Raw genomic sequence first — 22,591 nt, 5'->3', positions numbered from 1 at the left:
GGGAGCGGGCAGGGGCCCGGGTGCGGGGCGACGCGGTGGCGGGCCGCCGGACGTCGTTCCGGCGGCCCGCCCTTCGCGCGTCCCCGCTCAGCTGTCGGCGAAGGCCACCCGCATGGCGCGCTTGAGGGCCTTGCCGGTGACGCCGAGGTGGGCGTCGGCGTCCTTCACCACGACCCGCTCCACCAGTGGCCAGTCCCGCTCGGCGAGGAGCTGGTTGACGCGCTCGCGCAGCGCGTCCAACTCGGCCTCGGACGCCGGTGTCTCGATGCTGAGGACGGGTGTCTGCACGCCCTCGTCGCCGGTGTCGACACCCACGACCGAGCATTCGACGAGGTCGGGGAAGTGACGCAGTATCAGCTCCTCGGTCTGTGCGCTGTAGAGGGTTCCCCACGCGGTGACGATGCGGTCCGTCGTGCGGTCCACGTGGTAGTAGAGGCCGTCCTCACCGAGGTAGGCGAGGTCGCCGGTGAGCCAGTGGCCCCGGATCCGGTTCTTCTCGCTCAGCAGGCTGTTGTTCCAGTAACCGCCGGTGATCGTGGGCGACTTGAGGGCGAGGCGGCCGACCGTACCGGGGGAGACCGGCTCGTCGTCGGCGTCGAAGATCTCCACCTCCACCCAGGCGAACGGCCGCCCGATGCACCGCTGGTAGCGGTCGCTCGTGGGGGTGTGGACGGTACGGAACATGGCGAAGCCGAACTCGGAGGAGCCGAAGTTGTCGATGAACAGGGAGCCGGGCCGCGACACCCCTTCCCGGTCGACATGGTTGCCGCGCGCCACCAGCTTGCGTATGTGCCGCTCGTGGTTGGCGTCACCGGTGGACATCCAGCGCGAGACCGACGACAGGTCGTAGGCGTCCAGGTCGACCCGGCACAGATCGACGAACGTCTTGGGGAAGCCGGTGACCAGGTGCGGACGGAACTCCTCGACGGCCCGCGCGATGTGCTCGGGCTCGCGGCGGGTGGCCAGCAGGGCGGTGGCGCCCCGGGCGAACGCCGACATGAGCACGGAGATCGCCGAGGCGTGGCTCTGCGGCAGCGCGGAGAGTATCCGGGTGCCGAGGTCGGCCGCTATCTGCTGTTTGACGCCGAAGAAGAACCCCATGTGGTTGAACTGCACGGCCTTGGGGATCCCGGTCGTCCCGGAGGTGTGCGCGATGAGGACGGGGTCGTTGTCCTCGTGGGTGAACAGCTTGAAGTCGCCCTCGCCGTAGGGCTCGTCCTCGTAGTACGTGAGGGACAGCCGGTCTGCGGCGAGCCGGCCAGGGTCGGAGACGACGGCGACGGCGCCGACGTGCTCGATGAAGGCCGCCGCGATCCGCGGGTCCAGCGAGCTGTTCAGGAAGACGGGGATGGCCCCCACCTTGGTGAGCGCCACATAGTGGACGAGATAGCGCACGCTCTCCGCGACGAACACCGCGACCGGGTCCTTGGGGCGGATGCCGTCGGCGTGGTACCCGGCGGCCACCCGGTCGGTGAGCTCGTCGAGTTCGGCCGCCGACAGCCTCTCGTAGGTCACCCCCGAGGGGGCGCGATAGGGCTGGTCGAGCAGGATCTCGGCCCGTGCGGTCGCCGAGGAGGCGGCGGCGAGCCGGAAGAAGTTCCCGGCGCCCAGGCCCTCCGTGGCCATCAGCCCCGGCGCGTCGGTCGCGGCGGACAGGTCGGTCGTCATGTGTATCGCTCCATGGCAGTGCGGATGTCCTGGGGAATGGGGATGGTGCCGTGGCCGTCGAGCGAGGTCGTCACCAGCACCGCGCGGATGCGGACCCGCACGTCGTCGGGCTCGGTCCCGGCGCACTCGTACCGCAGCTCGAACGACGACTTGCCGATCCGCGCGACGGTGAGAGTGATGTCCAGGTCGTCGCCCAGCCTGCTCGGGGCGATGAAGTCGCATTCGAGCCGTACGGTGGGGATGCCGACCCGGCGCTCGGCGAACAGCCCGGCGTAGCCGACCTCGAGACCCGTCTCGAACCAGTCCTGCAGCACCTCGTTGACGAGCAGCAGGTACTGCGGATAGAAGACGATCCCCGCCGGGTCGCAGTGGTGGAACCAGACGCGCTTGCGCCGGACGAAGCCACCACCCGAGCCGGGCTCAGCCGGAGACGGTGTCACCGCTCACCCCTTCCGGGCGGCGCTCCGCGGTGCCGCCGTCGTCGGCGCGCAGCCGGAAGCGCTGCACCTTTCCGGTGCCCGCGCGGGGAAGCTCCGCGCAGAAGGTGATGACCCGCGGATACTTGTAGGGGGCCATCGCGGTCTTGGCGAACTGCTGGAGCTCGCGCACGAGTTCCGGCGACGGGGTGTATCCGTCGGCCGGGACGACATGGGCCTGCACCACGGCCCCGCGCTCGTCGTCGGGTGCGGCGACGGCGGCGCACTCCCGTACCGCCGGGTGGGTCAGCAAGGTGGCTTCCACCTCCACCGGCGAGATGTTGTACCCGGCGGACACGATCATGTCGTCGAGCCGGGCGTGGTAGTAGATGTAGCCCTCCTTGTCGGCCCAGCAGGCGTCGCCCGTGATGTTCCAGCCGCCCCGCACGTACTCGCTCTGGCGCTCGTCGTCGAGGTAGTGGCAGCCGGTGGGACCCTTGACGGCCAGCGCGCCCACCTCGCCGTACGGCAGGGGGCGGCCGTTCCCGTCGACTATGGAGGTGACGTAGCCGGGCACCGGGCGGCCGATCGAACCGGGCCGCGTCCGCGCCTCCTTGCCGCGCAGGGCGACGAAGATGTGCAGCATCTCGGTGGAGCCGAGCCCGTCGATCAGCCCCCGCCCGGTCAGCTCCTTCCACATCTTGCGGGTGACCTGGGGGAGCGGTTCACCGGCCGAGACGCACTCGCGCAGCGAGGACAGGTCGTACGCGGCCGGGTCCAGGCACATCGCGCGGTAGGCGGTGGGTCCGCTGAAGCAGACGGTGGCGCCGAACTCCTCGACGGCGCGCGCCAGATGGCTGGGTGAGGCGCGGTCGAGCAGGACGACGGAGGCGCCGAGGTACAGGGGGAAGAGCAGCAGCCCGCCGAGGCCGTAGGTGAACGCCAGCGAGGGGCTGCCGATGAAGCGGTCCTCGCAGGTGGCGCGCAGGACGTGCCGGGGGAAGGAGCGGCACACCGCCATCACGTCGCGGTGGGTGTGCACGGTCGCCTTCGGGTTGCCGGTCGTGCCGGAGGTGAAGGCGATCAGGCAGGGGTCGGTGCCCGCGGTGTCGACCGGCATGAACCAGTCCGTCTTCGCGGCCATCGCGGTTTCGAGGTCGTCGGCCCGGGCGCCGTCCGCCGGTGCGTCGTCGAGGTAGTACATCGTGCGCACTCCGGCCGCGGCGGCGTCGAGCTCCGGGCGCAGGGCGGACTCGCAGAAGGCGTGGGTGATCTCCGCCTTGCCGATGACGTACGCGAGCTCCTTGGCCCGCAGCAGCGGCATCGTCGCCACCACCACTCCGCCGGCCCGCACCACCGCGAGCCAGATGGCCACCAGCATCGGGGTGTTGGCGCCGCGCAGCAGCACCCGGTTGCCCGGCACCAGACCCATGTCCTCGGTGAGGACGTGGGCGATGCGGGAGACGGTGGCGGTGAGTTCGGCGTAGGTCCAGCGGACCCCGGACGGGGAGAGCAGGGCGAGCCGTCCCGCCCGGTCCTGCGGGCCCGCGGCCCCGTCGAGGAGGTCGCTGGCGCAGTTGAGCCGGGCCGGGAAGCGCAGGGTGGGCAGGTCGAGCAGGACGTCGGGCCGCAGCGGCTCGGGCGGCAGCCCGTCGCGCGCGAAGGTGTCGAGGTGCGCGGTGTAGCGCTCGGCCTCGGGTCTGGAATGCGGCGGGGACGGACGCGAGGGCGGGGATGCGGAGTTCAACTGCGTACCCTTCCGGTCTGCCTGGGTCGGCTGGTGACGCTTCAGGCGACTCATTCAACGGGTGCGTACTGGGGGCTGCCTTGACGATGCGTGCATGACGGTTGCCTGTTCGTGCATCGGCGATCCCCGTGATCCGTCGACGGCAATGGGCCCCCGCGCGCACCGCGACGGTGGATGGTTGGCGGTGCAACTACCGCCGTTCGCAGGCTAGATCGATGCGCGCACTCCGCGTAATCCCGAAGTTGGGGGATTGTAAAGCCAAGGCCAAGAGGTGACGATCGGCTCGTGGTGCGTCCGGGACCCACCAGCGGCGGAAGTCTCCTTCGGCTGGCGGGTCCGAGCCCGGCGGGGGCCGGAACATCCGGCGGACGGCCGCCGTTGGGTGTGGGGGAACGGCCGGTGGGAGGGGCAGCCGTCGGCGCGGCGGTGTGCTGTGACGGAGGGGGATCTCGGTGTCCGAGGACGCGCTGACGGTGGAGGGCGGCCGGACGGCCGCCGTGCGGCGGGCCGCCGTGGTGGCCGCCCCGGGGCACGAGCCCTGGCGGCACGCCGCCGTGGAGTTCCTGCTGATGGTGGTCCAGATGTTCGTCGTGGTCAGCGCGGTGCGCTGGCTGCTCGATCCGGAATCCCCCCTGTTCATCGCGGATCTGCACCTGGCGCTGGCCGCCGTCGGGGCGCTGGTCGCCGTCCTGCTGGCGGCGCTGATCCTGAGCCCGCCCGGCCGCCGCTCCGGCGCGCACCTCAACCCGGCCGTCACACTGGTGCTCTGGTTACTGAGGGTGTTCCCGGGGCGTTCCGTCCTGCCTTATGTACTGGCCCAGTTGGCCGGCACAGTGGCCGGAACCGCTCTTGCCCGTCTGGTGTGGGGGCCGGTGCTCGGGTCGAGGGCGCTCAGTGACGGGCTGGCCCAGCCGTCCCCGGGGCGGGCCGTGGCGGCGGTCTTCGTCCTGGAGGCGGCGGCCTTCGCGGCGGTGACCCTGCTGATCGGTCTCTATCTCGTGCGACCGGACCTGGCCCGCTCACTGCCGTACGCGATCGGGGTGGCCGTGGGCCTGATCATCGCGCTGCTCGGCCCGGTGAGCGGCGGCGCGGCCAATCCGGCGCGCCAGCTCGGCCCGGCCCTCGTCTCCGGCAACACCGTCGCGCTGTGGGCCTATCTCACCGGTCCGCTGGCGGGCGGTCTGGTGGGAGCGCTCGCGCTCCGGTACGCACTGGCCCGCCGGGCCGCCCGCTCCTGAGCCTTGCTCCTGTACGGGTACGGGCACGGGCCGGAACCCAGGGCCGGGATGCCGGCCGGGGCCCCGGAACCCGCCCGCCGGGCGGCGTACGCCCTTGGCGGGCCCCACACCACGGCTCTCACCTGCGGCTATGGAGTGGGGCCCGGTATAAACCGGGTGGGCCCCGAGTCCTTCTTCACTTAGGGTCTGCCGCATGACTCTTGCTTATGACACGGCCGGTGACGGCCCCGCGCTCCTGCTCCTGCACTCCGGTGTGTGCGACCGCCGTATGTGGGACCCGCAGAGGTCCGCTCTGGTCGACGCCGGATATCGGGTGGTGCGGTGCGATTTCCGGGGTTTCGGCGACACCCCTCTGACGGGTGAGCGCCACAATGACGCGGAGGACGCGCTGGCCGTCCTCGACGCCCTGGGCATCGACAAGGCGGCGCTGGTCGCCTCCTCGTACGGGGGGAAGGTCGCCCTGGAGATCGCCGCCCGTTGGCCGCAGCGGGTGTCCGCGCTGGCCCTGCTCTGCGCCGCGGCCCCCGACCAGGAGCCCACCGACGAGCTGAAGGCGTTCGGCGAGCGCGAGGACGAGCTGATCGAGGCGGGCGACATCGCCGCCGCCGTGGAGCTGAACGTCGACACCTGGCTGGGCCCGGAGGCCGACGAGCCGGTGCGGGGCCAGGTGCGCGCGATGCAGCAGCGCGCCTTCGACCTCCAGCTGGCGGCCCCCGAAGGAGCCGGGCGCCGCCATGTCGCGTTCGAGCCGTCGACCGTCGGGGCCCCCTGCCTCGCGGTCTCGGGCGGCCAGGACCTGCCGGACTTCCGCCACACGGCGGCGCGGCTGCCGGGCGTCCTCGCCGACGCGCGGCACGTCGAACTTCCCTGGGCCGGTCACTTCCCCGGCCTGGAGCGCCCCGCCGAGACGACCGCCCTGCTGACCGCGTTCCTCGACGAGACGGTCACGTCGGCCGAGACGGTCAGGACGGTTTGAGGTCCGGGCCGTCCGGTCCCCGAGAGGAGCGGACGGCCGCCCCGGACGCGCAAGGCCCGTGCTACGGCCGCCGACCCCGCCGCCCCGCGTGCAGCAACTCCGCCACCACCACGGCGAGTTCGAGGGACTGGCTGCGGTTGAGGCGCGGGTCGCAGGCCGTGGTGTAGCGGTGGGGGAGGTCGGGGACGGTGATGCGCGGGGTGCCGCCCAGGCACTCCGTCACGTCGTCCCCGGTGAGCTCCACGTGCAGGCCGCCGGGATGGGTGCCCAGCGCCCGGTGCACCTCGAAGAAACCCTCGGTCTCGGCCACGATCCGGTCGAAGTGCCGGGTCTTGAAGCCACTGGTGGACTGCACCGTGTTGCCGTGCATCGGATCGCACTGCCACACGACGGTGTGCCCGGACGCGGTGACCTTCTCCACGATCGGCGCGAGCACGTCGCGCACCTGGGCGCTGCCCATCCGGGCGATCAGGGTGAGCCGGCCCGGCTCGCCGTACGGATCGAGGCGCTCGACGTACTCGACGGCCTGCTCCGGTGTGGTCGACGGGCCCAGTTTGAGGCCGACGGGGTTGCTCAGGAGCTCGGCGAAGGCGAGGTGCGCGCCGTCCAGCTGGCGGGTCCGCTCGCCGATCCAGAGGAAGTGGCCCGAGGAGCCGTAGAGCTTCGGCCGGTCGGGGACGCGGGCGTCCACCCGTACCATCGCCCGCTCGTAGTCGAGCAGCAGCGCTTCATGGCTGGTGAACACCTCGCCGTCCGGGGCCGGTGCGCCGGGTGCGCCCGCCGCCCCGGTCGCGATCAGGGCGCGCACCGCCGTCACCGCCGCCTTGGAGTTGACGTACGCGCGCAGCATCCGGGCCGGATCGGGTACCCGGGCCTCGGCGGTCGGCTCGGCGCCGTTGACGATGTCGCCCCGGTAGGTCGGCAGGCCCCGCGCGTCCACCGCGGCCGAGCGGGGTTTGGCGTACTGGCCGGCGATCCGGCCCACCTTCACCACCGGCAGCCGCCCCGCGCCGCTGAGCGTCGACGCCATCCGGTGCAGGGTGGCGACCGTGCCCGCCAGGGACCGCTCGGTGGTCCCGCTGAACGTCTCGGCGCAGTCGCCGCCCTGGAGCAGGAACGCCGACCCGCGCGCCACTGCGGCCAGTTGGGCCCGCAGCCGGTCCACCTCCTCGGCGCCCACCACCGGTGCCACCCCTTCCAGGACGGCCCGTGCCCGCCGCACCGCCCCGGGGTCGGGCCACCGCGGCTGCTGGGCCGCCGGTCGCGCGAGCGCATGGTCCACCGCGGCGCTCAGTCGGTGCGGCAACTCCCTCGCGGGGGGCCGTTGATGTGCCGCGGGTGCGTGTCCGTTCAACGGTCCCCCTCGTGCGGCTGGCCGGGCGGTACATGGAGGCATGCCCGCGTACGGAGCCGGTGACGTCGTATGGGCGCGGACGAGACAGGTGCGGAATCCACCAGGGCAGAAGCACGGCGGTGCGCCATGGCTGCGAGCCGATCCTATCGCCAACCGGGCCCACGCCAAACGGTGTACGTGGACGTCCAGTCGGCCCCTGTCGGTAAGGGTGAATCGGGGCGGTCGCTTCGATACTTTGGTCGGATCCGAGCGTTGGTGTGCGTCGCGGGAAGGGACATGTGCGTTGAGTGGACTGATGCGGGGCAAGGTCGTCCTGGTGACCGGAGCGGCCCGGGGGCAGGGGCGCGAGCACGTGGTGCGGATGACGGGCGAGGGGGCCGACGTGATCGCCGTCGACCTGTGCGCGGCGCTGCCCGGTGTGGCGTACCGCTCCGCCGACACCACCGACCTCGACAAGACGGTCGCCCTCGGTGAGGAGTCCGGGCGGCGGGTGGTTCCGCTGGTCGCGGACGTGCGTGACCTCGACGGTCTGCGGGCGGGCGTCGACCGGGCCGTGGAGGTGCTCGGCCGGCTGGACGCGGTCGTGGCCAACGCGGGCATCTGCATCCCCGCCGCCTGGGACCAGGTCACCGAGGAGGTGTTCCGCGACACCATGGACGTCAATGTGCGCGGCACCTGGAACACGGTGATGGCCACCGCGCCGCATCTCGTCACGGCGGGCGGCGGCTCCATCGTGCTGATGAGCTCCTCGGCCGGGCTGAAGGTCCAGCCGTTCATGATTCCCTACACCACCAGCAAGTTCGCGGTGCGCGGGATGGCGAAGGCGTTCGCCGCCGAGCTCGCGCGGCACGGCATCCGGGTCAACAGCGTGCACCCCACCGGCGTCGACACCGACATGGGCAGCCGGGCCATGCTCGCCCAGGTGGCCAAGGCGAGCATGGCCGATCCCCGGCTGCGCGGCATGCTGGTCAACATGCAGCCGGTGAACGGCATTTCGGTGGAGGACGTGGCCAACACGGTCCTGTTCCTGTGCTCCGACGCCGCCCGCCACATCACCGCGCACGCGATGGCCGTGGACGCGGGCGTCAGCGAGTTCTGAGCGGGTGGGGGCGGCCGGGTGCCGCCCCCACCGCGTTCAGCCGCGCGCCGACGGGACCAGGCTCTCCACCGTCCCCCGCAGCCGGGTGCGCAGCACCTCGGGGCTGCTCACATACAGCGTGCGCATGCCCAGTTCGTGGGCGGACGCGACCACCGAGGGCCGGTCGTCGATCATCAGGGCCTCGTGCGGCTCGATCCCGCAGCGGTCGAGCGCGGCGGCGAAGTACTCGGCGGAGGGTTTGACCTGTCCCACCCGCCACGACGAACACAGCTGGTCGAAGAGGCCGTAGTGGCCGTAACGGGCGTTCTTGAGCCGGTCCCAGTGCTCGGCCTCGTTGTTGGCCAGGACGAGGGTGAGTTCGGGAAAGGCGCGGGCCACCTCGGTGAGCGCGGTGACGTTGGCGGTGTAGCAGTGGACGCTGTCGAGGTACGCACGGTCCACCCACTCCCCGTCGAACGCGTCCACCAGCGGGCTGCCCGCCTCTTCGAGCAGGACGCGCAGAACCTCGTGCACATGGCCCGCGCCGCTCTCGTAGACGGCGCACGCGGACTGGACACCGCGCATCAGCCGGTGCTCGTCCACGGCATAGCGGTGGGCGACGTCGCGTACGAAAGAAGTCTCCTCGGTGATGTTGTTGAACAGGACGCCGCCCGCGTCGGTCAGCAGTGCTCGAATCATTTCCTCAGTCCCGTCTCGTTGCCGCGCATCTTGTCGAAATACCTATTCCTTGCTCTGTTCTTCACGGTGGAAAGTGAGAATCCATGGCGCTCCATCACGACCTCGTCGGCCGGAAATGGGATTCCGGGACCCGGCGCTGGACTTTCTTCGACACCGCCCTCTACGCCCTGGGAGTCGGCGCGGGCGCCGACGACCCCGGCCGGGAACTGGCGTTCACCACCCGGGATTCCCAGGGCGTCGCCCCGGCCGTGCTGCCGACGTTCGCGGCCACCCTCGTCTCCCCGCGGGCCCAGCCCGCCCTCGGGGACTTCGACGTGTCCCAGCTGCTGCACACCGAGCAGTCCCTGACGCTGCACGGACCGCTCCCCCCGGAGGGTGCGGCCACCACGACCTCCCGGCTGGCCGCGCTGCGCGACCTGGGCCGCAACGCGCTCGCCGTGATCGAGTCGACGAGCGTGGACGCCCGCACCGGCCGCCGGCTCGCCGACGTCCGTACCGGGCTGACCATCCGCCACGAGGGCGGATTCGGCGGTGAGTCACGGGCGCAGGACGCGGGGGACCGCGAGGAGGAGGCGGCGCGGGTGCGGCCGGAGGGGGAGCCCGACCACACCGTCGTCTACCGCACCGCCGCCAACCAGGCCCTCCTCTACCGCCTCAGCGGCGACCCCAACCCGCTCCACTCCGACCCCGCCCTCGCCGAACGCCTGGGCTTTCGCCGCCCGCTGCTGCACGGGCTCTGCACGTACGGCTTCGCCGGGCGGGCGCTGCTGCACGCGGTGTGCGGGGGCGACCCCGCCCGGTTCGGCACCATGACCGCCCGCTTCACCTCGCCCGTCCTGCCCGGCCAGGAGCTGACCGTACGGATCTGGGAGCGGGGCGAGTCGGCGGCGTTCGAGGTGCGCCGGGACGGGCGGCTCGTCCTGGACCGGGGCGGCTTCACGCGCCGCGCCCCGCGGCCCGGGGAAGATCCGGCGGACACGCCCTAGGCGCGGTGGCGCGCGTACCAGTCCACGGTGTCCCGCACGCCCTCGGCCAGGTCGATCCGGGGCTTCCACCCGGTCGCGCGCAGACGCGAGACGTCCAGGAGCTTGCGCGGGGTGCCGTCGGGTCTGCTCGCGTCCCAGGTGATCCTGCCGGTGAAGCCGGTCGCCCGCGCCACCAGGGCCACCAGGTCCGCGATGGTGAGGTCCTCGCCGACGCCGATGTTGACCGGGGACGGCTCGTCGTAGTGGTCCAGCAGGTGCAGACAGGCCGCCGCCAGGTCGTCGACGTGGACGAACTCCCGCCGGGGGGTCCCGCTGCCCCACACGGTCACCTCACCGGCACCGGTGGCGACCGCCTCGTGGAAGCGGCGGATCAGCGCGGGCAGGACGTGGGAGCGGGTCGGGTGGAAGTTGTCGCCGGGGCCGTAGACATTGGTCGGCATCGCGGAGATCCAGCGACGGCCGTACTGCCTGCGGTACGAGCGCACCGCCGTCACACCGGCGATCTTCGCGATGGCGTACGCGTCGTTGGTCTCCTCCAGCGGGCCGGTGAGCAGCGCCGACTCGGGGATGGGCTGGGGGCTGTGCTTCGGGTAGATGCACGAGGACCCCAGGAACAGCAGCCGGTCCACGTCGGCGGCGTGCGCGGCGGTGAACAGATTGGTCTGGATGGTCAGGTTGTCGTTGAGGAACTCCACCGGCTCCGCGTCGTTGGCGGCGATCCCGCCGACGCGCGCGGCGGCGTCGATCACCGCGGCCGGGCGCAGCGCGGTGAGGTAGTCGAGCGTGGCGCGGCGGTCGGTGAGGTCCAGGTCGGCGGAGTGGATGCCCACGGCGCGGGTGAAGCCCCGGGCGTGGAGGTGGCGCAGGACGGCCGAGCCCACGAGGCCGGTCGAGCCGGCCACCAGGACGGTGGCGGCCCGGTCCAGCGGAGTCGCGGGTCGCGCGGGTGCGTGCATGAGTGTGCTCCTCGGGGGGTCATGCCCGGACGCCGGGCGGCGCCGGGAGGTCCAGGCCCCGGCAGTGCAGGGCGCCCAGCAGGCGCGGCAGCGAGACGGGTTCGGGGGTCGTCCGGCTGCCCGAGGCGACCACCAGCGGATCCTCGACGCCCTCGGCGCGCAGGGTCTGGCGCAGCGGCGGAAGCAGGACGGGATGCGGGCCGATCTCCGCGTACGCCCTGATCCCCCGGCGGGCGAGCGCGGAGACCGCCTCGGTGAAACGGACGGGCCGGCGCAGATTGCGCGTCCAGTAGTCGGCGGTGGCGTCCACGGTCTCCACCGGTGCCCCGTCGGCGTCGGCGTCCACGGTCGAGATCCAGGGGATGCTCGGCTCCCCCGGGGTGAGGTCGGCCAGTTCGGCGCGCATCCGCGGCAGTACGCCGTCCACGAACGGGCTGTGCGAGGCCGCGTTGATGCGGATGTGGCGGCAGCGCACCCCCTCCGCCTCCAGCTCGGCCACCAGCGCCCGCGTCGCCGATCCCTCCCCGGTCACCACCGTCTCGTTCGGCGCGGAGTGGGCGGCCACGACGACCGTGCCCGGGATCAGGGCGCAGCGCCGCTCGACGGTGTGCCGGTCGAGGTTGACCGTCGCCATCGCGCCGCCGCCCGCCGCGCTGCCGAGCAGCCGGGAGCGCACCGCCACCACCCGTGCCGCGTCGGCGAGGGTCAGCGCGCCCGCGACATGGGCGGCGGCGACCTCGCCGAGGCTGTGGCCCACCACCGCGGCGGGGCGCAGCCCCAGCGAGAGCAGCCAGTGGGCCGTGGCGACCTGCACGGCGAAGATGAGCGGCTGGGTCGTCGCGGGGCTGCCGTCGCCGTCGGCCGTGCCCAGCAGCGGTTCCACGACCCCGTTCGGCAGCAGCGCGTCCAGCTCGGTCAGCACCTTGGCCGCCGCCGGGACTTCACTCAGCAGGGCGCGCCCCATGCCCGGCCACTGGCTGCCGTGGCCGCCGAAGCACCAGGCGGTACGGGCGGCCGCGCCGTCGGGGCGGCCGGCCGCCCAGCGCGGGCTCGCCAGGCCGTCGGCGAAGAAGGAGAGCCCTTCGATCAGGCCGGCCGTGTCCGGCGCCGTGACGGCAAGGCGCTCCACGTCGTGCTCGGGCGGCACGGGCCGGGCGGGCGGCACCGAGTCGGGGGCGGCGCCATCGGCCAGCGACCGGGCCGCCGTTCGCGCCGCGTCGGTCAAAGCCGCCCGGTCGGCGGCGGAGAAAACCAGCAACCACGGCGGAGGGGATCCCGTCACACTGTCGATTGACATATGGCCTCCTGTGCAAGGGAATTGGATCGGACAGGTCGTCGATACTTGCTACCATCGCGCTGGCAATATCGGACCGTTGCTCGATAAATGCGATGAAGGAGTAGAGGAAGCATGCCGGAAACCTCGTTCCAGGGCCAGATCGTCGATACCGAACCCGCCTCCGACGTATTTCTCGTCATCGGTATTCCCGGGTGCGGCAAGAGTTCGGTGTCGGCGGAGCTGGCCCGCCGGTTCCCCCTCGGCGCGCACATCGAGGGCGACCACCTCCAGGACCTGATCGTGGCGGGCGGGCATCTGCCCTCGCCCGAGGAGGACTTGGAGGCGGACCGGCAGCTGCTGCTGCGGGCGCGCAACGCCGCGGTGCTGGCGCGCAGCTTCCACGCGGCCGGGGTCGTCCCGGTCATCGACGACGTGGTGGTGCGGCGTGCGCATCTGGACTTCTACCGCGAGCAGTTGAAGGGGCTGCCGCTGCGCCTGATCGTGCTGGCGCCGTCGGCGGAGGTGGTCTCCCGGCGGGTGGCCGAGCGGGACAAGGTGCTGGCGGACGACTGGTCCTTCCTGGACGAGGCCCTGCGCAAGGAACTCACCGGGGAGGGCACCTGGTTCGACAGCTCCGAGCTGAGCCTGGCCGACACCGTGGACGCGGTGCTGGCGGACGGCCGCGTCTAGCGGGCCGGACCGGACGGCAGTCCGGCGCGGGCACTCCACCGGGAGCGCCCGCGCCGGACTTTCTTGGTGTCAGGAGCCGTCGATGCGGCGCACCGCCGTCAGCCAGGTGCGCATCAGATGGGCGCTGCGGTGCAGGAACGCCCGCGCCTCCGGCGACCAGGCCCGGCCGCGCGCCTGCTCGGCGAAGTCCTGGAGGCCGTGGCTGAGCGACTCGTACGCCTCGCGGTAGTCGCCGCCCTCCAGCCGGAACTCCTTGAGCCAGGCGAGGAGTTCGTCCATGAAGCGGATGGCGGGCAGCTCGATGGCGAGGTCGTCGAGCAGGTCGTGCTCATTGCGTTCGTGGTTGACCAGCGGCCCGCCGAACCGGACCGAGTGCCCCAGGTGCTTGGCGCACGCCGCCACGAAGTAGCCGCTGAAGATGTCGCCGAAGCGCTCCACCGCGGCCCCGCCGATGGGCTGGCCCATGCGCAGGAAGTAGTAGGCGGGCAGGGCGTCGTGGTGGAGCGCGGTGTTCTGGGAGTTGACCGGGCACCAGGTGTCCCGGGCCAGTACCGCCGGGGTGCCCTGGTAGGCGGTGACCCGGGGGCGCACGGCGAGCCGGGTCACCGCGTCCACGTCCGGGTCGTCCAGCCACAGCCCGGCGTTGACGCGTACGTCGGCCACCTCCTCGACGGTGGTGAGCTCGGCCTTCTCCGCCCGGGGGCCGTAGGGGAAGCCGCGCGGGAAGACCCGGCAGGGCTCGACGTCCAGCAGGTCGCAGGCGTTGAACCAGCCGTTGCCGGCGGACACCACCCGGTGCCGCACCGGACCCTGGAGCACGATCCGGTGCTCGTCGAGGAAGGGGCGGTCGATGGGGAGGTTGTCGTCGTCCATGGAGACGGTCAGGGCGCTGCCGTTGAGGTACGACAGCAGATAGCCGATGTTGCGGCGGTTGTCGGAGTCGTAGGGGATCAGCTCGGGCACCCCGAGCCGGGCGAGGAGGCGGTCCTGCTCGGCCACGTCGGGGGAGACGATGTCGGCGCCCCGGGCGCGGGCCTTGTCGCAGGCGTCGTAGAACGCCGCGGGCGTCTTGCGGTCGGGTATGACGACCAGCCGGGCGCCGTCCTCGGCGAGCGTCTCGGCGTAGTGCTCCAGGAACGACCCGGAACCGATGGTGGTGATGACGATGTCGAGCGTCTCAGTCATGTGGTCACTCCAGAGTGGATACGTCCCGGGCCGGCACGGGCCGGGTGGGGATGTCCCGCCAGAAACGCAGGTGCGAGGACGCGGTGATGAGGGGAGCGGTGAGCCACAGCAGCATCACCGCGGTCAGTCCCAGGCGCGGGCCGAACAGGCTGCCCAGGCCGCCGCCGACCAGTCCGCCGAAGAAGAGCATGCCCCGGCTGATGAAGCGGACGCAGGCCACGGTCCGCTGCAACAGCTGTGGTGGCGTGAGCAGTTGGACCAGGGTCGCCTGGCCGACGGTGAAGATGGAGAAGCCGGCGTGGAACAGCAGCGCCCCGCACAGGAACAGCAGCAGCCCCGAGCCCGCCCGGGTCAGCGGCAGCAGCAGTCCGGTCGGGGCCAGTACGGCGGCGGGCAGCCACACCGCGCGCGCCGTGCCCAGGCGGCGGCTGACCCGGCCCGCGCTGAACGCGCCGATCAGCCCGCCGATGCCGACCGACCCGAGCAGCATGCCCAGGGTGCCGGGGGCGATGCCGACGTCATGGGCGAGGAAGATCACGACGAGTGCCTCGTAGGCGGCGAAGCAGCAGTTGCCGACGGCCGAGCCCGCGATCGAGGCCAGCATCACCGGCTGTCCGCGGATGAACCGGGCTGCCTCCCCGAGCTCGGCCCACAGCCCCGAGGGCCGGTCCGAGCCCCGGGCGGACTCGATGTGGGAGCGCATCAGCAGATTGCAGGACGCCGAGGCCACGAACCCCGCCGAGTTGAGCAGCGGCGCGCTCTCGGGCCCGACCAGCTGCACGGTGAACCCCGCCAGGGTGGGGCCGAACGCCAGTGACACCGCGCGCGCGATCTGCAGCCTTATGTTGCCGTAGACCAGCTTGTCCTGCGGCAGCATCCGGGGCGGCATGGACAGGTACACGATCTCGTAGAACACGGTCGCGCAGCTGACCAGCACATTGGACAGATACAGATGCCACAGCGCCAGATGGCCGGTGGCCGACAGGATCGGCACGATGGTCACGATGAGCGCGCGGCCGAGGTCGGCGAGGAGCAGCATGGTGCGCGGGGGCAGCCGCGCGCTGTACACCCCCGCCGGCAGGGTCAGGATCAGCCAGGGGAGGTAGCCCGCCGCGGTGATGAGGCCGACCTGGCCGACCGACGCGCCCAGGGTCTGGGCGGCGAGCAGCGGGAAGGCGACGACGGTCGCCATGCCGCACAGCTGGCTGATGCCGCTGCCGATCCACAGCAGGCGGAAGTCCCGTTCGCGGACGGACTCGGTCTCCAAGGTGGCGGGACCGGACGACATGACAGGTGTCCTCTTCCTTCTCGGTCCGCGTACGGGATCCGGTGGTTCACGGTGCGGCGGGCCCGTCGGGAGCGGCGGCGATGAACGCCTCCACGGCGTCGAAGGCTTCGGAGTCGCGGTACTGCTCGGGGGGCGACTTCATGAAGTACGACGAGGGGGCGAGCAGCGGTCCGCCGATGCCCCGGTCGAGCGCGGTCTTCGCGGCGCGTACGGCGTCGATGATGACGCCCGCCGAGTTGGGCGAGTCCCACACCTCCAGCTTGTACTCCAGGGCCAGCGGTACGTCGCCGAACGCGCGGCCCTCCAGGCGTACGTACGCCCACTTGCGGTCGGCCAGCCACGGCACGTGGTCGGACGGCCCGATGTGCACGTCGTCCTTGCCCAGGCCCCGCTCGATCTGCGACGTCACCGACTGGGTCTTCGACGTCTTCTTCGAGGCGAGGCGCTCGCGCTCCAGCATGTTGCGGAAGTCCATGTTCCCACCGACGTTGAGCTGCATCGTGCGTTCGAGGTGCACCCCGCGATCCTCGAACAGGCGGGCCAGGACGCGATGGGTGATCGTCGCTCCCACCTGCGACTTGATGTCGTCGCCGATGATCGGCACGCCGGCCTCGGTGAACTTGGCCGCCCACACCGGGTCGGAGGCGATGAACACGGGAAGCGCGTTGACGAAGGCCACGCCCGCGTCGATGGCGCACTGGGCGTAGAACTTGTCGGCCTCCTCGCTGCCCACCGGCAGATAGGACACCAGGACGTCGGCCCGGCTCTCCCGGAGCACCGCGACGACGTCGGCCGGGTCGTCGGCGGACTCCGTGATGGTCTCGCGGTAGTAGTGGCCGAGCCCGTCCATGGTGGGTCCGCGCAGCACGGTGACACCGGTGGGCGGGACGTCGCAGATCTTGACGGTGTTGTTCTCCGACCGGGAGATGGCCGACGCCAGGTCCTGGCCGACCTTCTTGGCGTCCACGTCGAACGCGGCGACGAACTCCAGGTCGCCCACGTGGTAGCCGCCGAACCGGACGTGCATCAGACCCGGCACCCGGGCCGCCGGGTCCGCGTCGGCGTAGTAGTGCACTCCCTGGACGAGCGAGGCGGCGCAGTTGCCGACCCCCGCTATGGCCACACGGATCTTGCCCATGGTCTTCCCTTCGCGAAGTCGCCGTACGGAGAGGGTGGAGCGGTGGGGAAAGGGGTGCGGGCGCGGCCCGGGGGCGGTCACAGCGTCACGGGGACCGATCCCGACCGGGCCGAGCGCTCGGCGGCCAGGGCGCAGCGCAGCGCCTCGTGGGAGTCGCGCCAGCCGCCCGCGGCCGGGTCCGCGGGTCCGCCCGTGGCCCGGACCAGGAACGCCCGCACCTGCTCGCGGTAGGCGGTGGCGAACCGGTCCCAGTACCCGCGGAAGCGCGGCACCGCCGGGCCGCCCGCGCCCGGGGTCTCGGCGTGCGTCAAGGTGGCCTCCAGATTGCCCCGCTCGGCCAGCACCTCGGCGCGCACGTCGTATCCGACGGGCTGCCAGCGCCCGGCGGAGAGCGCGGCCAGGGAGCCGTCGTCGAGCCGGACCGTGGCGGTGACCGTGTCGAAGTCACCGATGTCCGCCAGGCCCGGTCCCGACAGCGCCGAGCCGTCGGCGACCACCTGCACGACGCGGCGCCCGGTGAGCCAGCGCACCATGTCGAAGTCGTGCAGCATCAGATCGGTGAAGATGGAGCCGCTCTCGCGCAGCCGGGCCAGCGGCGGCAGCGACACGTCGTGCGAGACCAGCCGCAGCAACTGCACCCGGCCCAGCTTCCCCTCGGCGGTACGCGCGCGCAGATCGGCGAAACCGGGGTCGAAGTGGCGCTGGAACCCCACCCACAGGGGCACGCCCCGCTCCTCCGCCCGCAGCCCCAGCTCCTCGGTGCGCGCCAGGTCGATGGTCAGCGGCTTCTCGCACAGGACCGGGATCCCGGCCTCGATCAGCGCGCCCACGAGTTCGGGGTGGCTGGTGGTCGCCGCCGTCACCAGCGCCGCGTCGCAGCCGTGCGCGACCAGCTCGCGCACGGACGCGGCGACCGTTCCCGAGTCCACCGAGGCGGCCAGTTTCTCGGCCCGGACCGGGTCCGCGTCCACGCACACCAGCCGGTGCCGTCCCATGGCGTCGAGGTGGTCGGCGTACGTCGCGCCGATCTGGCCGCAGCCCACGATCGCGACCTTCAGATCCGTACTCATCGGCGCACCTCCGTGCGGTCGGTCGCGGAGTGGGCCAGGGCCACCAGGTCGGTGCCCGTCCGGCGGGCGCGCAGCCGCTCGCCCCAGCCGGCCGCGCGCTCGGTGAAGGCGCTGTCGGCCAGGACCTCGGTGATGCCCCGGCGGATGTCCGCGACGCGCACGCACGGCTGGTCGGACGGGCCGGAGTAGCGGTCGCTGAAGGCCAGCCGGCCGTGCTCGGTGGTGCTGCTGGTCCGCAGCAGCACGCCGGCGCCGGTGGCCTCGACGAGCTGGCGGCCGTTCATCTCCTGCTCGGACATGAACGGCATGACCACCGAGGGTTTGCCGTGCAGCAGGGTGGCGAGGACGGTGGCCGAGCCGCCGTGGCTGACCACCACGTCCGCCCACGCGAGCGGGGTGTCCAGCCCGGTGAAGCCCGCCACCACCACGTTGTCCGGCACCACCAGATCGCCCTCGAAGGCGAATCCGCACGAGACGTAGACGGTCCACGGCCGGTCCGCGCAGGCGTCCAGCACGTTCTGCAGCGCCTGCCGGCCCACCGTGCCGCCGCTGCCGATCGTGACGTACACCTTGGGCCGGTCGGTACGCGGGGGAGCGGCGCCGGCCGCGCCCGGCGGGTTCCAGTACATCGGCCCGACGAAGTGCAACTCCCCGCGGTGCGGCGGCCCTTCGACGGGTTCGAGCTCGGCGAGGCTGGAGACCAGCGTGGTCTCGCCCCACAGCAGGTGCTCCGCCCGGGTCACCTCGCCCAGGCCCAGCTCCCGCGAGACCGTGTCCCACACCGGCAGGCTCGACGGATGCGGCAGCAGGGTGCGCGGCGCCACGGTGGACCAGGGCATCCAGCCGTTCACCCGGGGGGTGATGAAGTCCGCGTCGGCCAGCGACACCACGGGAACGCCCGCGGCCCGCGCGGCCAGCGCCGCGGTCGGGCACATGTCGATGACGACCAGGGTCGGCCGGTACTCCTCGATCAGCCGCGCGTCCGCCGCGACCCGCCGCCGCACCCGCTCGACGCGGTGGTAGGTCGCGGCCACCGCGAACACCCGCTCCACGTCCGCGAACGGCAGGAACGGCGGCATCGGGTGCCGGTCGGGCGGCCGGGGCGCCTCGGGCTCCGACTCCAGCACCGTGAACCCGGCCTCGCGGACCATGGCGTTGATGCCGCAGTCCGCGAAGGCCACCTCGTCGCCCGCCGCGGCCAGCGCCGAGGCCAGGGCCAGACAGCGGCCGGTGTAGGCCGCGCCGCCTCCCCAGCCCCAGGGGAAGAACAACACTCGCTCGCTCACACGTCCTCCTGCTCGTCCCGGTCGTGCTGTTCGCCGTGGCGCCCGGTGGCGCTCATGCCGTCATCCCGCCGTCCACCGCGATCACCTGTCCGGACACGTAGGAGGCCGCCGGGGAGCACAGGAACGACACCACCGACGCGATCTCCTCCGCCCGGCCCGCCCGGCCCAGCGGGGTACGGCCCACCACCGCCTCCCGCGCCCGGTCGGAGAGGCGGTCGTGGGCGGGCGTGTCGGCGATCAGGCCGGGGGCCACGCAGTTGCAGGTGATGCCGTACCGCCCGTACTCCCTGGCGGTCGTCCAGGCCAGGCCGTGCAGGCCCGACTTGGTGGCCGCGTAGGCCGCCTGGCCGGGCTGGCCGCGCAGCCCCGCCACCGACGAGACGAGGACGATCCGCCCGCCCGAGTGCCGGGTCATGGCGCGCACCCCGGCCCGGACGCAGCGGAACGTCCCCGTCAGGTTGACGGCGACCTGCTCGTCCCACTCCTCCTCGGGCACGTTCAGGAGGAGGCGGTCGTGGTGGACGCCGGCGTTGGCCACCAGCACGTCGAGCCGTCCGAACTCCTCGACCACCCGGTCCACCACCGCGCGTCCGCCGCCGGGCGCGCTCAGGTCGCCCGTCACCGCGACCGCCGCCGCTCCCGCCTCCCGCAGCTCGCGCACCGCCGCCTCGGCCGCCCGCCCGTTGCGGTGGGCGTGCACCCCGACGGCGTGTCCGGACAGGGCCAGCGCGTGCGCGACCGCCCGGCCCAGCGGGCCGGAGCCGCCGGTCACCAGAGCCACCGACCCGCTCATGCGGTCGCGTCCTCGGGCACCGGGAAGCAGATGCCCTCGATGTGCGCGAACCGGGCCCGCAGCCGGTCCACGGCGCCCGGGTCGGCGGGCCCCTCCCGGCCGCCCGCCGCCACCAGCGCCTCCCGCAGCCGGTGCAGGGAGGCGCGCAGCGGCCGGCTCAGCGGCAGCACGCGCGGATACACCGCGAGCGGATCCGGCTTCTCGTGCGCCGCGATCAGCGCGATGCCGAGCCGTTTGGCGTGCACCCGGGCCTCCAGCGCGGCCGTGCGCACCGCCGCCAGCTCGGGCGGCAGGTCCAGGGGTGCGCCGTCGGCGCGCGGCACGGCGAGCGCGTTGGCGTAGATGAACAGCTGGGGCTGGATGTCACCGAGGACCAGGACGTGCAGGGCCCGGGCCGTCACCGCGCTCAGGCCCGTCCCGGTGAGCTCGTCGAAGAGTCCGTCGAGGGCGCGCGCGCCCACCGAGAACAGCGCGGTGTCCCGGTCCAGCCGGTCGGCGAAGTACTCCTGCGGGGTCCGCCGGTCGGGCTCGCCGGTGGTGGTGACCGTACCCACCCAGGTGAACAGGGCGTGCAGCGCGGGAGTCAGCGTCCAGCGCCGCCGGAAGCCGTCGGCGGGGTCCGCGTCGGTGTCCAGGACCGAGAGCACGCCGTCCGAGGGCGACCAGTCCATCGCGAGCACCGCGTGGTCGTGGAAGTGGAAGCGGCCCTCGTACACGTCGCCGGGGAGGTGGAACCGGTCCGGCAGCACCATCACCGGCTCGCCCTCGCCGAGGCGCTCCAGGACGAACGGCACATTGCGCGAGCCGTCGTCGAACTCGGTGCGGTACTCCACCCGGCAGCCGTCGAAGTCCTTGGCCAGATCGCGCCCGACCGGGTCCAGCGGGCCGTTGAGCGCCCGGGCGACCTCCTGCGGGCCCAGGCCCCGGGAGGCGAGGACGGACTCGACGCAGCGCAGTACGCAGTTGAGCCCGTCCAGCGCCCGGTCCTGCCACCCCAGCGCCCCGAGCTGGTCGAACCGGGGGACCGCGGTGGCCGTCACCGCACCTCCCGCGCGGCGGTGCGGGCCCGGGCCACCAGGGTGTCGGCCAGGTGGCCCAGATTGTCGAACGACGCCCAGTCGGCCTCCTCGCCGCTGTAGGGCACGCCCCACTTCTCCTCGAAGCGGGAGAGCACCACGATCAGGTCCAGCGAGTCGATGCCGATCTCGTCGAGGGTGGTCGTCTCGCTGAGCTGGTCGGGCAGATGGGGGCGCTCCGCCAGTACGGTCGTGATGAGCCGCATCACGTGCTCGCGGTCGGCGGGCTCGGAAACGGTGCCGTCGGTCATGGTCTTTCTCCTTCTCCTCTGGCGATGTCTGTGCTGTGCCGGTCGGGGGATGGGGGGTGGGGGTCAGTCGCCGTCCTCGATGAGCAGGCCGCGGCGGATCTTGCCGCTGCCCGTGCGGGGCAGTGCGTCCACCCGGCGGAAGACGGTGGGCACCTTCACCGTCATCAGCTGCTCGCGGGCCCGGCGGCGCAGCGCGGCGGCGTCGAACTCGTCGGCGCCCGCCTCCACGAAGGCCCACACCTGGTTGTCGCCCGACGGTCCCGGCCGCCCCACCACCGCGCAGTCCCGCACCCCGGGCAGGGTCCGCAGCACGGCTTCCACCTCGACGGGGGAGACCTTGTTGCCGCCGATGTTGATGAGCAGGTCGCTGCGGCCGGTGAGCCACAGCCCGTCGTCGTCCAGGACCCCCAGGTCGCCGGTGGTGACCCAGCCGTCCGCGTCGGCGAGCGGCACCGCGTGCCCGCCCTCCATCCGGACGGGGGACAGGCCCGGAAAGGCCGCCTCCACCGGACCCGGCTCACCGTTGCCCGCCTTGATCCGCACACCGGGCAGCGGATGGCCGACGCCTCCGTTGCCGCCCGCCGCATTCAGGGTGAGCTGGCCGAGTTCGGAGTTGCCGTAGTGGTCGTAGACCGTCAGGCCCGCCTCGCGCCACGGCTCGGCGGCCCGCTCCGGCAGGCCCTCGCCCGCGCTCACGCACCGCTTCCAGGTGCCCGCGCGGGGCACGTCGCCGCGCCCCCACCAGTCCAGGATCAGCGGCACGCTCTGCAGCACGGTGGGCCGGTGGCGCTCGACCAGGAGCGCGGCCCGGGCCGGAGTGAGCGGTCCGGCCGGGATCAGCTGGCAGGCGCCCGCGGTCAGCACGGCCAGGGTGCCCGCCTCGATCGCGTAACTGTGGCCGAGCGGGCTGGTGGTGAGCACCGTGTCGTCGGCGTCCAGGCCCAGGGTCCGGGCGAAGGCCGCCGAGTTGTGCAGGGTGCCCGCCCACTCGCGGGAGATCACCTTGGGCCGTCCGCTGGTGCCGGAGCTCGCCATCGCGAAGGCCGGGTCCCGGCCGCCCGCCGCGGTGGTGGGCCGCAGCCGGGTGAGGACCTCGCCGTCGAGGACCAGTTCGGCACCGAAGTCGGCCAGCGCGGCGGAGCGTTCGGCCGCGCCGGCCGCCTCCTGGAGCACCAGCACCGCGGCGTGCAGGGAGGTGGCGGCGGCGAAGTCGACCACCGAGTCGAGGAGGGTCGTCAGGACGGCCCCGACCCGGACCCCGGGCCCGATCCCGGCCGCGCGCAACTCCCCTGCCCGCGCGCCCACTTCGCCCTCCAGCTCGGCGTAGGTCACCGAGCGGCGCCGGTCGATCAGGGCGGGCCGGTCGCCGCGCCCGGCGCGGCGGTGCCCGGCCAGGACGTCCAGCAGGGTGTCGGCCACG

Annotated in this window: 21 protein-coding genes; 5 read left to right on the top strand and 16 right to left on the bottom strand. The window is 72.9% G+C overall.

Annotated features, from left to right (window positions below):
• Positions 1–87: 87 nt before the first annotated feature.
• From AB5J87_RS03260 to AB5J87_RS03250, 3 genes are read right to left on the bottom strand one after another with little or no spacing between them, the layout of a single operon-like run.
• Positions 88–1,668, bottom strand: coding sequence for a class I adenylate-forming enzyme family protein (locus AB5J87_RS03260; RefSeq protein WP_369373695.1), 1,581 nt, complete (start codon positions 1,666–1,668; stop codon positions 88–90).
• Positions 1,665–2,108: an acyl-CoA thioesterase gene (locus AB5J87_RS03255; RefSeq protein ID WP_369373693.1), complete on the bottom strand. Its 444-nt coding sequence runs from the start codon at positions 2,106–2,108 to the stop codon at positions 1,665–1,667. The genes AB5J87_RS03260 and AB5J87_RS03255 overlap by 4 nt, the downstream gene beginning before the upstream one ends.
• Positions 2,089–3,831 (bottom strand): AMP-binding protein, encoded by a 1,743-nt coding sequence (locus AB5J87_RS03250; RefSeq protein WP_369373691.1) that lies wholly within the window; start codon positions 3,829–3,831, stop codon positions 2,089–2,091. Before AB5J87_RS03250 ends, AB5J87_RS03255 begins: the two co-directional genes overlap by 20 nt.
• 452 nt (positions 3,832–4,283) lie before the next feature.
• On the opposite strand from AB5J87_RS03250, the gene AB5J87_RS03245 reads away from it, so the two are divergent.
• Positions 4,284–5,069: an MIP/aquaporin family protein gene (locus tag AB5J87_RS03245; protein WP_369373689.1), complete on the top strand. Its 786-nt coding sequence runs from the start codon at positions 4,284–4,286 to the stop codon at positions 5,067–5,069.
• 193 nt (positions 5,070–5,262) lie between these two features.
• A complete protein-coding gene (locus AB5J87_RS03240; RefSeq protein ID WP_369373687.1) occupies positions 5,263–6,045 on the top strand; it encodes an alpha/beta fold hydrolase in 783 nt (260 codons plus the stop codon).
• Positions 6,046–6,106: 61 nt separating this feature from the next.
• Here AB5J87_RS03240 and AB5J87_RS03235 read toward each other — a convergent pair whose 3' ends face one another.
• Complete coding sequence (locus AB5J87_RS03235) at positions 6,107–7,327, bottom strand: 3-deoxy-7-phosphoheptulonate synthase (protein ID WP_369373685.1); 1,221 nt, start codon at positions 7,325–7,327, stop codon at positions 6,107–6,109.
• Positions 7,328–7,682: 355 nt separating this feature from the next.
• Here AB5J87_RS03235 and AB5J87_RS03230 point away from each other — a divergent pair, with 355 nt between their 5' ends.
• Positions 7,683–8,498, top strand: coding sequence for a mycofactocin-coupled SDR family oxidoreductase (locus tag AB5J87_RS03230; RefSeq protein WP_369373683.1), 816 nt, complete (start codon positions 7,683–7,685; stop codon positions 8,496–8,498).
• Between the two features lie 36 nt (positions 8,499–8,534).
• On the opposite strand, the gene AB5J87_RS03225 is transcribed toward AB5J87_RS03230, so the two are convergent.
• Positions 8,535–9,176, bottom strand: coding sequence for an HAD family hydrolase (locus AB5J87_RS03225; protein WP_369373681.1), 642 nt, complete (start codon positions 9,174–9,176; stop codon positions 8,535–8,537).
• An 83-nt stretch (positions 9,177–9,259) separates the two neighbouring features.
• Between AB5J87_RS03225 and AB5J87_RS03220 the strand changes: the two genes are divergently transcribed.
• Positions 9,260–10,162: a MaoC/PaaZ C-terminal domain-containing protein gene (locus tag AB5J87_RS03220; RefSeq protein WP_369373679.1), complete on the top strand. Its 903-nt coding sequence runs from the start codon at positions 9,260–9,262 to the stop codon at positions 10,160–10,162.
• Here the strand turns inward: AB5J87_RS03220 and AB5J87_RS03215 are convergent.
• Both AB5J87_RS03215 and AB5J87_RS03210 read right to left on the bottom strand, forming a co-directional pair.
• Positions 10,159–11,118, bottom strand: a complete 960-nt coding sequence (locus AB5J87_RS03215) for a GDP-L-fucose synthase family protein (protein WP_369373677.1) — start codon at positions 11,116–11,118, stop codon at positions 10,159–10,161. The two genes, AB5J87_RS03220 and AB5J87_RS03215, sit on opposite strands and share 4 nt — an antisense overlap.
• 19 nt (positions 11,119–11,137) lie before the next feature.
• Complete coding sequence (locus tag AB5J87_RS03210; RefSeq protein WP_369373675.1) at positions 11,138–12,376, bottom strand: acyltransferase domain-containing protein; 1,239 nt, start codon at positions 12,374–12,376, stop codon at positions 11,138–11,140.
• 150 nt (positions 12,377–12,526) lie between these two features.
• Between AB5J87_RS03210 and AB5J87_RS03205 the strand changes: the two genes are divergently transcribed.
• Entirely contained in the window at positions 12,527–13,084 is a 558-nt protein-coding gene (locus tag AB5J87_RS03205; RefSeq protein WP_369373673.1) for an AAA family ATPase, read from the top strand.
• A 69-nt stretch (positions 13,085–13,153) separates the two neighbouring features.
• On the opposite strand, the gene AB5J87_RS03200 is transcribed toward AB5J87_RS03205, so the two are convergent.
• The 9 genes from AB5J87_RS03200 to AB5J87_RS03160 form a co-directional block, all read right to left on the bottom strand.
• A complete protein-coding gene (locus tag AB5J87_RS03200) occupies positions 13,154–14,269 on the bottom strand; it encodes a hypothetical protein (RefSeq protein WP_369373671.1) in 1,116 nt (371 codons plus the stop codon).
• Positions 14,270–14,273: 4 nt separating this feature from the next.
• Positions 14,274–15,557, bottom strand: a complete 1,284-nt coding sequence (locus tag AB5J87_RS03195) for an MFS transporter (RefSeq protein WP_369373669.1) — start codon at positions 15,555–15,557, stop codon at positions 14,274–14,276.
• A 46-nt stretch (positions 15,558–15,603) separates the two neighbouring features.
• Complete coding sequence (locus tag AB5J87_RS03190; RefSeq protein ID WP_369373667.1) at positions 15,604–16,695, bottom strand: inositol-3-phosphate synthase; 1,092 nt, start codon at positions 16,693–16,695, stop codon at positions 15,604–15,606.
• Positions 16,696–16,772: 77 nt separating this feature from the next.
• On the bottom strand, positions 16,773–17,765 hold the full coding sequence (locus AB5J87_RS03185) for a Gfo/Idh/MocA family oxidoreductase (protein WP_369373665.1): 993 nt from the start codon (positions 17,763–17,765) through the stop codon (positions 16,773–16,775).
• Positions 17,762–19,051: a glycosyltransferase gene (locus tag AB5J87_RS03180; RefSeq protein WP_369373663.1), complete on the bottom strand. Its 1,290-nt coding sequence runs from the start codon at positions 19,049–19,051 to the stop codon at positions 17,762–17,764. Before AB5J87_RS03180 ends, AB5J87_RS03185 begins: the two co-directional genes overlap by 4 nt.
• 52 nt (positions 19,052–19,103) lie before the next feature.
• A complete protein-coding gene (fabG, locus tag AB5J87_RS03175; protein ID WP_369373661.1) occupies positions 19,104–19,844 on the bottom strand; it encodes a 3-oxoacyl-ACP reductase FabG in 741 nt (246 codons plus the stop codon).
• A complete protein-coding gene (locus AB5J87_RS03170; protein WP_369373659.1) occupies positions 19,841–20,884 on the bottom strand; it encodes a hypothetical protein in 1,044 nt (347 codons plus the stop codon). The genes fabG and AB5J87_RS03170 overlap by 4 nt, the downstream gene beginning before the upstream one ends.
• Entirely contained in the window at positions 20,881–21,171 is a 291-nt protein-coding gene (locus tag AB5J87_RS03165) for an acyl carrier protein (protein ID WP_369373657.1), read from the bottom strand. The genes AB5J87_RS03170 and AB5J87_RS03165 overlap by 4 nt, the downstream gene beginning before the upstream one ends.
• Positions 21,172–21,234: 63 nt before the next feature.
• Complete coding sequence (locus AB5J87_RS03160) at positions 21,235–22,590, bottom strand: class I adenylate-forming enzyme family protein (RefSeq protein WP_369373655.1); 1,356 nt, start codon at positions 22,588–22,590, stop codon at positions 21,235–21,237.
• Between the last annotated feature and the right edge of the window lies 1 nt (position 22,591).

The organism is Streptomyces sp. cg36 (assembly GCF_041080675.1).
Lineage (GTDB): Bacteria > Actinomycetota > Actinomycetes > Streptomycetales > Streptomycetaceae > Streptomyces.
This window is presented reverse-complemented; position numbering and strand designations above follow the sequence as displayed.